Here is a 14,462-nt window from a genome sequence, read left to right as displayed (position 1 = left end):
TCAAGCTCCCTCGGAGCTCCGTGCCGCCCAGGTGGTTTTCCGAGCCCCCCCACGTCACCCCCCCGTGGGGGCGGGGGGGGGGGGGCCCCCCCCCGGGGGCGGGGCGCCCCCCCCGCCGCCAGATCTCCCGTCAGTTCAAGGCGGTCCTTGACGAAGTGTCACGTCCATCGCCGACGGCAGCGAGCAACCATCGGCGGTGGACGTCATGCCAGGGTCATCGCTTGATGCCCGTGATGCCCGCGGCGCGTACGACGGTCTGGGTCACCGTGTTGCCGCGGCTGTCCGCGGCCTGCACGCGCAGCGTGAGGTAGCGGGCCGAGGCGGGGGCGTGCAGGGGGACGCTCACCTTGCCGTCGCCCCGGCCGCCGAGCCGGGCCGTGGTCCAGGAGGCGCCGTCGTCGTAGGACAGTTGGACCTTGGTGGTACGCGGCGCCGACCTCGGGGCGCCGCGCAGGTGTGTCGGCGTGATGAGCAGTGAAGCGTTCGGGGCCGCCTTGCCGTCGGTGGATGTAGGCAGGGCGTAGTCGACCTGGATGAGCGGCAGTTGCTCGCTGCCCTCCTTGGCGCGAGGCTGCGCCGAGGTAAAGGTCCAGGTGGTGTTGGTGTCGGTCGAGTAGGGGAAGGCGGCCGTGGCCGTCCGGGTCGCCTTGTGCACCAGCCGGTAGGCGCTCTTCTTCGCCGGAACGGTCGCCGACAGTCCGGCGTCGCCCTCGGCGAGCAACGTTCCGTCCCGGTACAGCGTGGTCTCCTGGGTCGTGTCGCCGCTGCCGAACGGTGTCCAGTTGACGTGGTCGCCGCCGGAGTCGCCCCACGAGGGCAGGGTGACCTCGACCTGGTTGCCCTTGCGTACGGGCGCCGCGACCGTGCCGTTGATACGAGGCCGTACGACAGGTCCGAACCACTCCACGTCCGTCGTCCGGCCCGCCGGGTAGGTGACCGGCTCGGACGTGCTGTAGGCCAGCGACTGGAGTTCGCCCTCCTCCACCCACGAGAAGGAGGTGTCGGTGCTGACGTAGTCCGTGCGGTGGGCACCGGCGGTGCTCAGGCGGTTGGTGCCGACCTGGTAAGCGGTCCAGGGGTGGACGTCGTAGCGGTTCTCGTAGACCTCGCGGCCGGTCGGATTGACGAACGATGTCTCTACGCGGGCCAGGTCGCCGGTCTTGGGAGCGTAGACGAGGTGCGTCGGGGTGCGGCCCTTCCAGGTGCGGACGAGGTCGTACAGGTACTCCGTGTCAGGGCGTGAGACGGCCCGCAGGGGGACGCTTCCGGTGGGGCTGGAGTCGACGCGGGAGAGGAGTTTCTCGCCTTCGGTGCGGGACAGGCCGACCACCTCGATGGACGACTTGATGATGGCCTCGCGCAGACGGCCGTCGAGGTCGTTGACGAACAGCAGCAGTTTCACTCCGGCCTTCTGCGCGGCCCTGATCTGGTCGTCCGCGGTGTCCTCGTCGTCGGAGTCCCAGGGCACCACTGCCGCCTTCCCGGCGGCGGCGACGCCCTCGTAGTCCTCGTCCAGGCCGTCGCCGGGGTGGATGAGGCCGAGGTCGTAGTCGTCCTCGGGGAGTTTCGCGGAACCGGGCATGATCCAGAGGTCGTCGAAGTCCTGTGCGCCCGAGGTGAGCGTCAGCAGGGGCTCCTGGTCGCGCCAGCGGGCGGTGACGTACTGCTCGCCGTCGCTCGGCTTCTTCGTGGGGGTCGTCCACAGGCTGTCGTAGCCGTCACCGACCAGGGTGCTGTCCAGGACGGAGGTGCCGTCGTCGAACGCGCGGTAGTAGTCCAGGCGGCGGGAGAAGTTCTCGGTCCTGCGGGGAGTCACCGCGGAGACCTCCCGCAATCCGGTGCCGTCGAAAGCCAGGTCGGTGGTGCCGGTGATGTCCACCTGCGGGAGGACCGTGCGGGCGTATCCGGCCGAGGACACGCCGTGGGTGCCCTGTACCCGGAAGTCGGCGTAGACGGTGTAGCGGCCGGGCGGCAGCAGGACGTCCGACTCGCCCCCGTCGAAGAGGTAGTTGCCGGCGTACTCGTCGCCTTCGCGGTAGAAGGTGAGAGCGCCGTAGGCGGGTTCACCGGAGCGGCCGGTGATGGTGCTGCGGACATGGAAGAGCTGCTGCCGGGTGCTGACGCCGAGCAGGGTCCGCGTGAGGACGGTGCCGTCGGCGGACGCCGTCAACTGCCCGGTACGACGCTGGAGTTCGCCCGCCTTGGCCAGGTCCGTGGTGACGGTGACGCTCGCCGTGCCGTGTGCGGGGACCTCCAGGCGGTCCTCGGAGACGGTGAAGACGCCCTCCGGCACACCCGGGGCCCGCACGGCGAGGTCGACGGTGACGGCCTGGTCGCCGGTGTTGGTCCAGGTCGCGGTCTTCTCGACGGTGGCACGCTCCTCGCCGGGCGAGTGGATACCGGCGTCGATCTCGCCGGTCGCGGTGAGAGGCGACGTCGCGGCCCGCGCGGCATCGACCCGGCCGTTCCCGCCGTCGTCCGCGGAGTTTTCGGGTGTCGCCTTCACGGTGCTGACCAGGGCATCCTTGATGCGGCTGCCGGTCCAGTCGGGGTGGGCCGAGGCCACGAGCGCCGCCACGCCCGCCACGTGCGGGGTCGCCATGGACGTACCGCTGAGGCTGATGTAGGAACCGGAGCCCTCGCCGAAGTACTGCGAACGCGCGGCCAGGATGCCGACGCCGGGCGCGGTGATCTCCGGCTTGAGCGCGTCGTCACCGTATCGGGGGCCGCGGCTGGAGAAGTCGGCGATGGCGTCCGAGGAGTCGACCGCGCCGACGGTCAGGGCCGCGTCGGCGGTCCCGGGCGATCTGACGGTCCGGGCGCCGGGCCCGTCGTTGCCCGCCGCGATGGTGAACAGGGCACCGGTCTCGGCGCTCAGCGCGTCGACGGCCTGGGCGAGGACGGTCTCGCCGTCGGCGGTCACGCTGCTGCCCAGGCTCATGCTGATGACGCGGGCGTGGACGTCCCGGGCGGCCCACTCCATGCCTTCCAGGATCCAGGAGTCGTAACCGTATCCCTCGTCGGACAACACCTTGCCCACATGCAGGTTCACGCCTGGGGCGACGCCCTTCTCCGTGCCGCCGGAGGCCGCGCCGCTGCCCGCGACGGTGGAGGCGACGTGCGTCCCGTGTCCGTTGTGGTCGCTGACGTTCTCGCCGGGGACGAAGCTGTCGCTGTCCGCGACCGTGTCCTTCAGGTCGGGGTGATCCTGGTCGTAGCCCGTGTCCAGGACGGCCACGTCGACTCCCGTGCCGGTGTTGCCGCCCTTCCAGACCTCGGGTGCGCCGATCTGGGCGACCGAGTCGCTGAGGGTGGCCTCCGCCTTGCCGTCGAGCCATACCTTGGCGACGCCGCCTTCGAAGCCACCGTCGCTCTTCAGGGCCGCTCCGGTGCCCGGGGTCGCCCCGGTGAGTTCCCTCCACAGGGCGTCGGTGTCGTCGCGGTCCGCGGCGAGAGCCACGCCGTTGACGCTGGTCAGGGGTCTGACGCCGGTGATTTCACCGGGTATCGCGGCCGCGCGTCCTCGCAGTGTGGCCGGGGAGGCATGCTGGCCGCCGTAGGTGACGATGAGGGGCAGACGGTCGAGCGAGGCGTCGTCGTAGCCGTCGGCCAGGAGCGCGGTGACGTTGAAGAGCTGGTCGTCCAGCGCTCCGGAGGCCAGGTAGGCGCGGGCGGAGTCGGGATAGACGTAGGTGTCGTCCCCCACCGTCTGGACGCGGGCCGCCGCCGGTTCACCGTCGGGTCCTTGCACGGTGAGGGTGCCGGGACCGTCGCCCGCGGTGGGGGTGACGGTGACCGTGTCGCCGGTGATCAGGGTGACCGTCGACGTGGCAACGTTGTCAGAGCCCTGGATCGTGCTCTTGGCGCCGCCGGTCTGCGGGAGGTGTGCGGATGCGGTCACCTGCGGGGTCGCCGCAGTGACCAGGAGGGCCGCCGCGAGGACGAGCAGGCGGCGCCTCCGTCCGGACGCATGGAGTGTCAAGGGATTCCCTCGCCTTGAAAGGTTGTTCAGGCCGCCGGGAATCTAAGCCGCCGTAGGAGATCTTGGGAAGAGGGCGGGGTGATGGCAGCGCCGTGGCAACAGCGCTGAAACAGAGGGTTGTTGGGGCCGGTGGGGGAGCAGGGGGTGTGCGTGCTTTGGGGTGCGCGTCGGCGAACGCGCACTGTATGCAATCGCCATCCGTGTGCTGTGTGCCTCGGCGCCTGGGAGTGGCTGCGTGTGGCTCGCGTGCGGCCTTGGTAGAGGTGCGGCTGACTCGACGGGCGCACCCACAAGCCCCTGAGGCGTCAGCGGAAATCGGCCAAGCCCGCTGGTTGTCGCCGTGTTGCCGCTACGTAAAGGCACACGTCGCACGCGACTGCCAACGCGCTCCGCAGCCACGGAAGTTGCCCGGCTTTCGGACATTGATCACCGCAGCGATGACAACGCTCGGCAGTCCTGCGACGATCTGACCGCGCCGCTTCGGCGGTGGCTTCCTCCCCTCCTCCCTTTCTCCTTCGCGTTCTCCTCCGGCGTGCGCGGGCCGTACGCGGCCCGCAGCCCTCGCCCGGTGTCGCGGGCAGTGTGGCCCGCCGTTCCCCCTCTTCCCGCAGGCAGCGCGGCCTGCGGTTCTTTCCTGATCCCCGCGGGCGGCGTGGCCCGCGGCGTTCCCTGTTCCCGCCGGCTGTCGGTCGACATCCGGCGAAAGGAGCTGCACTCGTGCTGAACTCCCTCTCGCGTGGCCGACCGCCGCGCCCACACCTCCCCGGAGCCCGTGCCACGCGGCGCCGCGTGACATCCCTGACGACACTGGTCGCCGCTCTGATCGTCAGCGCGGTACCCGCAGCGGCGGCTCAGTCCACCCGGGCGGAGTCGGACACCCGCACGCCGGCGCCCCGGTTGATCGACGCACGGTCCAGACCCGGCGCGCAACCCGTCCGTCTCACCGCGGCACAGCGTGGACGCCTGCTCAGTCGCGCGTCCGAGGACCGCGACACGACCGCGCACGCGATCGGGCTGGGCGCCCAGGAAAAGCTGGTCGTGAAGGACGTCGTCAAGGACGCGGACGGTACGGTGCACACGCGCTACGAACGGACCTACGGCGGGCTTCCCGTCATCGGCGGCGACCTGGTCGTCCATGATCGTGCGGGCGATCTCAGCGTCACCAAGTCGTCGCGCGCCACGCTGTCCGTGCCCACGACCAAGGCGCCCCTGTCCGCGGACGTCGCCCGGCAGAAGGCGCTCACCGTCGCGAAGAAGGAGCAGAAGCAGCAACGGGCGGCGCGGGCCGGGGAGCCCACGGCCACGGCACGACGGGTCGTCTGGGCGCGCGGAACCACTCCGCGCCTGGCGTGGGACAACGTTGTCCTCGGAGTGCGCGACGACCAGACCCCCAGCCGTATGCACGTCATCACCGACGCGACGAACGGAGATCTGCTCGCTTCCTACGACGACATCCAGGCCGGTGAGGGGCACAGCCAGTACAGCGGCACGGTGTCGGTCGGCTCGCTGCGCGGCACGGACGCCTACGAACTCACGGACCGGCAGCGCGGCGGTCACCGGACCTACGACGTGCGCGGCGGCCTGCGCACCTTGCTGACGGACACCGACGACGTGTGGGGCGACGGCACGAGCGCCGACCCGCAGACCGCCGCCGTGGACGCGGCCTACGGGGCGCAGCGGACCTGGGACTTCTACCACGACCGCTTCGGGCGCGACGGCATAGCGGACGACGGTGTCGGCGCCGTCTCGAACGTGCACTACGGGACCGGGTTCGCGAACGCGTTCTGGGACGACCTGTGCTTCTGCATGACCTACGGCGACGGCCTCGACGGGAACCGGCCGCTGACCGAACTCGACATCGCCGCGCACGAGATGACCCACGGAGTCACCTCCGCGACCGCCGGTCTCGTCTACACCGGCGAGTCAGGGGGCCTCAACGAAGCCACCAGTGACATCTTCGGCACCGCCGTCGAGTTCTTCGCCGACAGCCCCGCGGACCGGCCGGACTACCTGATCGGCGAACTGGCGAACGTCCGCGGCACCGGCAAGCCGCTGCGCTACATGGACCAGCCGTCCAAGGACGCCTCCGCCAAGGGCACCTCGCAGGACTACTGGACGCCGCAGACGAAGAAGCTCGACCCGCACTTCAGCTCGGGCGTCGCCAACCACTTCTTCTACCTGCTCTCCGAAGGCAGCGGCAGCAAGACCGTCAACGGCGTCCCCTACGACAGCCCCACCGCGGACGGACTGCCCGTCGCGGGCCTCGGACTGCACAACGCCACCAATGTCTGGTACCGGGCGCTGACCCACTACATGACCAGCACCACCGACTACGCGGGTGCTCGCACCGCCACCTTGCGGGCCGCGGCCGACCTGTTCGGCACCACCAGCGATGCCTACGAGGCCGTCGGCAACGCCTGGGCCGCCGTCAACGTCGGTCCCCGCTACGTCCATCACATCGCCGCCGACGCGCCCTCCACCCGGGACGCGGCCACGGGCCAGCCGGTGAACCGACACATCACCGCCACCTCCACCCGCCCCGGCGCGCTCTCCTACACCGCGACCGGTCTTCCGGACGGCCTCACCATCAACGCTGTGAGCGGCCTGATATCAGGCACCCCGACCCGTGCCGGCGCGTTCGATGTGACGGTGCGCATCAAGAACTCCGCCGCCGAGACCCTGGAGCTTCCCTTCACCTGGGCGGTGCTGGCCTCCGGCGGCGATCACTTCGTCAATCCCGATCGCCACGACATCCCCAACTGGCAGACCATCGAGTCCCCGATCACCGTCACGGGGCGCCCGGGTGACGGCCCCTCTGACCTCAAGGTGAGCGTCGACCTGGTGCACGACTTCATCGGCGGGCAGATCATCGACCTCGTCCATGAGAACGGCACCGTGTTGCCGGTCAAGGACTTCGTCTGGGACACCGGCACCGAACTCCACGCGACGTTCACCGTGGACGCCTCGGCGGTACCGGCCGACGGCACCTGGAAACTGCGGGTCACCGACAACACCCCGGGCATCTTCCTCGTCGATCCCGGCTATCTCGACCGGTGGAGCATGACCTTCTAGGCGAGGCGACCTCTACAGATACCGAATCGCCCATGGCCGGGGCACCCGGCGAGACTGCCTCGGTGGAAACTCGTCGGCCGTGCCCCTGCTGTGGTCGTCTCGTCCCCGACGCCCGGGACGGGGGCCCGGTTCGCACGCCATCTGCCCGATCTGCTGCTGGGAGGACGACCCGACGCAGTTCCGCCGGCCGTTCATGCCGGGCGGCGCCGACCGAGTACCGCTGGTCGAGGCGCAGCGACATTTCCAGGAGTTCGGCGCCTGCGATCAGCGAGGCAGGCTGGTCGCGCGTCCGCCGGCGGACGATGAGCCTTCTCCCCGCGCGTGACGATCGATGGCCTGGGCGGCGCTGAGAACGCGCGAGAACCTGATCCTCGAAGCGCTCACCGAGCAACTCGACGCGGCCATGTCCGTGCCGGACACCGGACGCGTCCACGACGACCTCGCCGTCTACTTCGGCACGCCGGCGCGGTTGCTGGCCACGGCGCAGGGTGCGGCCCTGCTCCGGCTGAGTGCCGAACGCGACGACACCCTGCCGGACGACCACCGGCTGCCCTATTGGAGCGAGCGCCTGGAACGCGGCGCCGTCATGGTCCGCCGGGACATCGCCCGCGGCGAACTGCTGCCCGACACCGATCCCGGCCTCGTCATCGAGGCGATCAGCGGCGCCCTGTTCACTCGCGCGCTCATCAGCGGCGCCCCCCTCGACGAGGACCTCGCCACGCGGCTCGTCGCCCTCACCCTCGCCGGAGCGATGCCGAGGCTGCCGAAGGACCGGGGAACCGGGGGCTGACCGCGCAGGCCGTCACCGCGGCCGGTGCCTGCCCCCCTCAGACATGCGCGTCCGGGGTCGGGTCGGCCGGTTTCCAGTCGAGCACCGAGCGGTCGTGCAGCCGCAGCTTCTCCTCGGCCGTGTGCTCTATGTGGCGCATGCTCCAGCGCAGGATGGGCGGCGCCATCAAGGAGGTGATGACGGCGACCAGGACGATGAGCGTGTAGGAAGCGGCGTTCAACACGCCGATGCGCAGCCCCGCCGCGGCGACGACGAGCTGGATGACACCGCGGGCGTTGAGCGCACCGCCCAGGGCGACGGATTCCCAGGTGCCGACGCCGACGGCCTTGGCGCCCACGAAGACACCGACCACTTTGCCGACGACGGCGACCAGCAGCAGGGCGGCGCCTGCCGCGAGTGTCAGCGGATCGGTGAGCGCGCTCGGCTCCAGGCGCAGGCCGGCCGTGGCGAAGAAGAGGGGCGCGAACACCGCGAGGACGACCGTGCGCAACGGTGCGAGACGCGCGCGCAGGCTCCGGGGGCCCGAGCTGATGAGCATGCCCGCCAGGAAGGCGCCGAACATGGCTTCCAGGCCCAGTGCGTGCGTGGCGGCGGAGCACAGGATGACGAAGGCGACCGTGGTGCCCAGGACGAACGTGGTGTCGGAGGTGTGCTCGGCCGCCTTCATGACCCGGTTGGCCAAGGGCCTGAGTACGCAGAAGGCGACGGTCAGCACCAGGGCCGTGGCGAGCAGGGGCATGACGAGGTGGCCGCCGCCCGCTCCGCCGACCGCCATGGCCGACACCACGGACAACAGGACCCACCCGACGACGTCGTCGACCATGCCCGCGGCCAGGGTGAGTTGGCCGACGTCGCGATGGATGAGGTGCATGTCGGTGAGGATCTTGGCGATGACCGGCAGGGCGCTGACGGACAGCGCGACGGCGATGAAGAGCGCGAAGACGGGACGGCCGGAGCCGTCGGGGAGAAGGCTCGCGGGGGCCGCCCAGCCCGCGGCGAGGCCGAGACCGAAGGGCAGGACCAGACCTCCGACGCCGACGCCGAGAGCGGTGAGACCACGGCGTCGTACCAAGGCGGTGTCCATCTCGATGCCCGTGATGCCGACCAGCAGCAGGACCCCGATCTGGCCGACCGCGTCGAGGAGGTGGAACTGCCCGGTGTCCTGGGGCAGCAGCCAGTGCGCGGCGGCGGGGGAGACGTTGCCCAGGACGGTCGGCCCGAGGAGGATGCCGACGCACAGTTCACCGGCGACGGCCGGCATGCCGAACCGGGTGGCGAGGCGGCCGCACAGGACGGCGAGGAGGACCAGCAGCCCGGCCTGGAGCAGGAACACGAACAGTTGATGGGACGGCAGCGGCGGGATCGGCGAGGCTGCTAGGCGCACGGGTGCGGTCTCCTGACGGAATGCCCGGGCGCGGCGGGCAGCGCCGCGCGCAGAGCCGTGGATGTGGGAGCAGCGATGGCGTGCGGTCCGGTGGCGGGCGGTCAGTCCGCCGAGGTCGTGCTGTGCCCGGGAAGCTGTGCGCCGGGCGGACGGTGGTGGGGTGGAGCGGCGACCGCGGACCTCTCCGTGCGTTCTTGTACGAGGAGCCCGGTGCAGGCCGCTACGGCGAGGACCATGACCGCGATGCTGTACACCGTGGTGGTGGCGTCGAGCCCGAACCTCTGGACTGCGAGACCCGCGATCACCGCGGGCACGCTGAAGCCCAGGTAGCCCACGACGTAGATGCTGGCGACCACTCCGGCCCGTTCCTCGGGGCCGGCCAGCGGTGCGATGGTCTGGAAGGCCCCGAGGAAGCCGGTGCCGAAGCCGTAACCGGCGATGACGATGCCGACGAAGAAGAGCGCGGGGGACGGGACGGCGAGGGCGCCGAGGGTGGTGCCGATGCCGACGAGGAAGGCCAGGAAGCCGAGGGTCATGGTGCGGCGCGGCGGCCGGTCGCGGCGCAGCAGGGAGCCGACGGCCCCGGCCCCGGTCAGGGCGAAGATGACCAGGCCGCCGACGAGGTGGCCGCTCATGTGCAGCGTGCGGACCGCGATGGACGGGCCGAGCGACATGTACAGGCCGCCGACCGCCCAGACCGCGAACAGGCAGGGCGCCACGGTCAGGAACAGGGGCCGCACCCGGCGCGGTACCCCCAGGTGCGGCACCAGCGAGGCCACCGCGCCCGGCCTGCGCGGCGAGGTCTCCGGCAGCAGCGGCACGACGAGCGCCGCCGCCACGAACACGGTCAGGAGCAGCGCGTACACAAGGGTTTTCGGCGCGGGCGCGTACTGGACGAGAAGCCCGGAGCCGAGCGCGCCGAGGGCCAGGCCGATGAGCGGTACGAGGCTGTTGACCAGCGCGCCGAGGCGGGTCCGCGGTTGCAGATCGAGCAGGGCGGAGCTGGCGGCCCCGGTCGCGGCGCCGGTGGCGAGCCCTTGCACGACGCGTGCGGCGAGGAGCGGGCCGACGCCGTCGGCGGTGAGGAACAGCACCATGCTCACCGCTTCGACGGCCAGGGACGCGCCGAAGACCGTGCGGCGGCCGACGTGGTCGGAGATGCCGCCCACCACGAGCAGCGCCGCGAGCAGCGCGAGCGCGTACACCGCGAAGACCGCGGTCAGCATGGTGGCGGAGAAGCCCCAGTCGGCCTGGTACACCGGGTACAGCGGAGAGGGTGCGCTTGAGGCGAAGAGCAGCAGCATTTGTACCGTGGCGATCAGCCAGAAGGCGAACGTCCGCGAGAGGCGCGGGAGTTGGCGCACGGGACTCACGCGGTCCCCCGTCGGGGAGTCAGCAGGCATGGGGCATCCCTTTCCGTGTGTGCCGCGAGCCACCCGAGGGCCTCGCCGTCGCCGCGGTCGCCTCGTCGCCCCTCACGCGACGCGCGCCCCGTCCGTCGTTTCCGGGTCGGCCGTCGGCGTGCCCGAGTGTGACAGGAGTGAACGGACGAGGAAGAAGATTCCGGCCACGATGCCGACTCCCGCAGCGCCGGCGGACCACCAGGGAAGGTCGGCGTGGACGCCGTAGAGGAAGACCCCCAGCGCCGGTCCCACCGACATCCCCGTCGTCTGGCAGAAACCCAGGAGGGACTGGTACCTCCCGACCGCCCCCGGGGGAGCGGCCTTCGCCGAGATGTCGGAGGCGGTGGGTGCCACCAGCATCTCCCCGGTCGTCCAGAGCACGACGGAGACGACGATGACCGTCCAGTTCGGGCCGAGGGCCAGGACCGCCATGCCGCTCACCACGCAGGTCGCCCCGAGCGCCGCCACGACATGGGAGGGGATCCGCCTCATCACCAGCGACACCGGGACTTCGCAGCACATCACGATGACGGCGTTGGCGGTGAGCATGACGCCGTACGTCCTCGCGCCGAAACCGGTGTCGGAGATCGCCAGCGGCAGCGGACCCAGGTGCATCGAATAGACCACCGCCGTGAGCCCGGACAGGACGCAGAACGCCATGAAGACCGGATCGCCCGACACAGCCTTCTTCTCCCGCCGCCCGGCCCTGCCGCTCCCGGAGTCGGCCGCCCGCTCCTGAAGCGTCGAGGGGAGAGCCAGCAGCATCAGGGTGGAGGCGAAGGCCGCGACCGCGTTGCCGAGGAGAAGGGTGTCCATGTGGGATTCGGCCCAGAGCCCTCCGAGCAGTCCGCCGAGGGCCGCTCCCACATTGAAGGTCGTCCGGAAGCCGGCGAACATGGTGAGCCGCCGGTCCGCGGGGGCCGTGACACTGATGACCGCCTGTGCCACCGGGGTGAAGCCCTGGACCGCCATGGACAGCAGCGCGGCGAGGATCACCGATGCGGTGAAGCCCGTCCACGCCGTCAGCACCAGCGACAGCACCGCCGTGGACAGCGTGCAGAGCGCCAGGGTCCGGCGCGGGCCGATGCGGTCGGCGGTCCAGCCCGACAGACCCGCGCCCACCATGCCGGCCCCGGCGACCACGGCCAGGGCCGTCGTGATCTGCCCGGGGCCGAAGCCCCGGGACGCGAGGATCAGCGCCAGGAAGATGGTGAAGAAGCCGCCGACACGGTTGAGGAAGGCGCTGGCCGCGACGATCAGAACGGGGGTGGGTATCCCCTTGACCGTGCCGTACGGTGTCTCACCGGCCCTCGGCGCTGCGCTCATTCGCTCTCCAGCGGATCGGCGTCGAGCCGCACCGTGCGTTCCGCCCGGTCCAGCAGCTCCGCGCACTCCTCCTCGTTCTCGCCCTCGACGATGATGTAGGCGTAGCGCGCCACATAGTCGTGGGGAGGACGGCGCAGAACGGATCCAGGAGCGGCCGCGGTCCCCGCCTCCACGACGCCGGGCAGGGCGACGGTCTCGGAGAGGTCGACCGAGCGGAGCACGAGGTCCCTCTCCGGCCGCAGGAACCGGATGCTCACCGTCTTGGACCGGGTCCGGGTGATCAGCGGCTCGTTGCCCGTGACCGCGTCGACGCAGACCGCGCCCACGTCGATGCCGGTGGCCATCTCGCCGAGGCGCGGTACGAGGTCGCCGCCCGGACGCCCGTTGATCTCCACGATCACCGGCCCCCGCGGGGTGAGTTTGACCTCGGTGTGGGTCACCCCGTGGGTGATGCCGAGGGCCCGGTGCGCCTCGTGCAGCATCTCGGTGAGAGCAGAGTCCTCCACGAGCGGGTCGTCGCCGAAGACCGTGTGCCCGACCTCGACGAAGTACGGCGCGTCCGCCACCTTCTTGTGGGCCACGAACATCGCCCGGTACCGGCCGTCGAAGACGACGCCGTCAATGCTGATCTCCTCACCGGTGAGGAACTGCTCGACGAGGTAGTCCTCCGGCACCTCGACGCCCGGATAACCGGCCCGGGTGGACACGGAGAACGCCTCGGCCATCTCCTCGGGGCGGTGCACGGCGACGACGCCGTAACTCGCCCCGAGCGTACGGGGTTTGACGACGACCGGGAAACCCAGCTCCGTCGCCGCCGCCCGCGCCTCCTCGGCGGAGCGGGCCGTGGTGAACCCCGGCTGCGTCACCCCCGCCTCCGTCAGGAGCCGGCGCGAGGTCTTCTTGTCCCGGCAGTTGGCTGCCGCGGCGGACGAGAGCCCCGGAAGGCCGAGGAAGTCCACGACCGCCGCACAGTGGCGCAGTACCGCTTCGTCGGGGCAGAGCACCCCGACGACCTCGTGGTGCGCGGCGAGGTTCTTCGCCGCCCGGAGCATCTCGTCGGTGTCGAAGAGGTTCAGCACGGTCGATCCGGCGGCGTAGTCGCTCTGCCAGGTGGGCTCGTCGTTCTCGAACAGCCAGACCGCATGGCGGTCCGCCGCCGCCCGGAGCAGATACTCCCGGTACGGCCTGTCGTCGCGGCCCTTATGACTTCCGATCCCGACGACGAGGAAGACCTGGTCGCGCGCGTCCCGAGTGATCACCTGCTGAGTCCTTCCTGGGAATGGTCACGCGAAGTCGGTCTGGACGGTCGCGTACCGGGCTGTGAGGGCCTCGACCTCCTTGCGGACGATCTCCGGATCCTCTCCGCCCAGCGCTCGGACGGTCAGGTCGGCCACCTCGTCCATCGCGTCCAGGTCCATTCCCATGCGGGTGATCTCCTGGGTCCCCAGGCGCAACCCGGACGTTCCCTGGGCGGGCAGATGGACGACGGAGGCGCGCACCCCGCAGCTCTGCAACCGCGCACCCCACTCGACCGGGTCCTGTGTGTCGTCGGGCGGCAGGACCCAGATCTGGTGGGTCTCGGTGAACCCGAAGTGCTCGCCCACCACGCGCAGTCCGCGCTCGCTCAGCGACTCCGCCAGCCTCCGCGCATGGGCGATCACGGCACGGGCGTAGGCCTGACGGCTGTCCATCAGCTCGCTGAAGGTGACCGCGAGCGCCCCGACGCTGTTGGTGTGCGCGCTCGACACCCGGAACTTGAGGTGCTCGGACATGTCCGCGGCGACCTTCTCGTCGCTCGTCAGCATGACCGCCTTCTGCGGGCCGGGGAAGGTCTTGTGGGTGCTGGCCGTGCACAGGCTGATGTGACGCCACAGGTCGGGGAGGTCGTAGACCACCGGAAGCAGGCCGAGGACGTGCGAGGCGTCGAAACAGATGAGGGCGTCGTCCCCGACGGCGTTCCTCATCTGCTCCATGTCCGGTACCCGCAGCGCCGTGGAGAGGTCCACGTAGTAGAAGCGGGACGGAGAGGCGCGGTGGAGTTCCGCCAGCCGGTCCATGTCCAGGCGCAGGTTCACGCCGTCGAACGGCAGCAGACCGATGTCGTGTCCGAAGTCCCGGCAGATCTGCTCGGTGGCGTAGTGGCCGCCGGCGTCCGGCCCCAGGGACACGATGCGCTCGCCCGGCTCGCTCAGTGTGGAGATCATGCTCTGCATGGCGTGCAGACCGGAGAGGAAGTGCACCAGGGCGTGGTCGACCCGGAAGTACTCGCGGGCCAGGTCGGCGCACTCCTCGTACAGGTCACCCACGTTGGCGGGGTCGCCGTACAGGTAGCCGGGGCCGCTCATCCTCGGGTAGCGCGACACCAGGTCAGAGCCCAGCAGCGAGCGCGCCCCGTCGCTCAGACGATTCTCGATCGGATAGAGGTTGAGGGTGGGGCTCACGCGGCCGAAGCGGTCAATGATCTCTTCAGGGGTCACGGCAGGCCTCTCGTTGATCGTGGGATCG

9 protein-coding genes are annotated in these 14,462 nt (G+C 70.7%); 3 read left to right on the top strand and 6 right to left on the bottom strand.

Annotated elements, in window-relative coordinates:
* Nucleotides 1-214 precede the first annotated feature (214 nt).
* On the bottom strand, nt 215-3,982 hold the full coding sequence (locus tag ACIRF8_RS09545) for a S8 family serine peptidase (protein WP_404212717.1): 3,768 nt from the start codon (nt 3,980-3,982) through the stop codon (nt 215-217).
* A gap of 789 nt (nt 3,983-4,771) precedes the next feature.
* Between ACIRF8_RS09545 and ACIRF8_RS09540 the strand changes: the two genes are divergently transcribed.
* The 3 genes from ACIRF8_RS09540 to ACIRF8_RS09530 all read left to right on the top strand — a co-directional run bounded on the left by ACIRF8_RS09540 (nt 4,772) and on the right by ACIRF8_RS09530 (nt 7,844).
* Complete coding sequence (locus ACIRF8_RS09540; RefSeq protein ID WP_404212715.1) at nt 4,772-7,054, top strand: M4 family metallopeptidase; 2,283 nt, start codon at nt 4,772-4,774, stop codon at nt 7,052-7,054.
* A 79-nt stretch (nt 7,055-7,133) separates the two neighbouring features.
* Nucleotides 7,134-7,379, top strand: a complete 246-nt coding sequence (locus ACIRF8_RS09535; protein ID WP_404212713.1) for a CPCC family cysteine-rich protein — start codon at nt 7,134-7,136, stop codon at nt 7,377-7,379.
* Between the two features lie 6 nt (nt 7,380-7,385).
* Complete coding sequence (locus ACIRF8_RS09530) at nt 7,386-7,844, top strand: TetR-like C-terminal domain-containing protein (RefSeq protein ID WP_404212711.1); 459 nt, start codon at nt 7,386-7,388, stop codon at nt 7,842-7,844.
* A gap of 37 nt (nt 7,845-7,881) precedes the next feature.
* Here ACIRF8_RS09530 and ACIRF8_RS09525 read toward each other — a convergent pair whose 3' ends face one another.
* From ACIRF8_RS09525 to ACIRF8_RS09505, 5 genes are all read right to left on the bottom strand, one after another.
* Nucleotides 7,882-9,228, bottom strand: a complete 1,347-nt coding sequence (locus tag ACIRF8_RS09525) for a cation:proton antiporter (RefSeq protein WP_404212709.1) — start codon at nt 9,226-9,228, stop codon at nt 7,882-7,884.
* A 101-nt stretch (nt 9,229-9,329) separates the two neighbouring features.
* Nucleotides 9,330-10,631 (bottom strand): MFS transporter, encoded by a 1,302-nt coding sequence (locus ACIRF8_RS09520; RefSeq protein ID WP_404212707.1) that lies wholly within the window; start codon nt 10,629-10,631, stop codon nt 9,330-9,332.
* A gap of 72 nt (nt 10,632-10,703) precedes the next feature.
* A complete protein-coding gene (locus ACIRF8_RS09515) occupies nt 10,704-11,957 on the bottom strand; it encodes an MFS transporter (protein ID WP_404212705.1) in 1,254 nt (417 codons plus the stop codon).
* On the bottom strand, nt 11,954-13,216 hold the full coding sequence (locus ACIRF8_RS09510; RefSeq protein WP_404212703.1) for an ATP-grasp domain-containing protein: 1,263 nt from the start codon (nt 13,214-13,216) through the stop codon (nt 11,954-11,956). Before ACIRF8_RS09510 ends, ACIRF8_RS09515 begins: the two co-directional genes overlap by 4 nt.
* 24 nt (nt 13,217-13,240) lie before the next feature.
* Complete coding sequence (locus ACIRF8_RS09505; RefSeq protein ID WP_404212701.1) at nt 13,241-14,434, bottom strand: serine hydroxymethyltransferase; 1,194 nt, start codon at nt 14,432-14,434, stop codon at nt 13,241-13,243.
* Nucleotides 14,435-14,462 lie beyond the last annotated feature (28 nt).

Source organism: Streptomyces sp. NPDC102406 (assembly GCF_044765725.1).
Classification (GTDB): domain Bacteria; phylum Actinomycetota; class Actinomycetes; order Streptomycetales; family Streptomycetaceae; genus Streptomyces.
Note: the sequence above shows the minus strand (reverse complement) of the source record. Positions and strands in the feature narration are given on the sequence as shown.

Coding starts and splice junctions, on each gene's coding strand:
- ACIRF8_RS09530 (WP_404212711.1), top strand. CDS start 7,386: ATGGCCTGGGCGGCGCTGAGAACGCGCGAGAACCTGATCCTCGAAGCG.
- ACIRF8_RS09520 (WP_404212707.1), bottom strand. CDS start 10,631: ATGCCTGCTGACTCCCCGACGGGGGACCGCGTGAGTCCCGTGCGCCAA.
- ACIRF8_RS09515 (WP_404212705.1), bottom strand. CDS start 11,957: ATGAGCGCAGCGCCGAGGGCCGGTGAGACACCGTACGGCACGGTCAAG.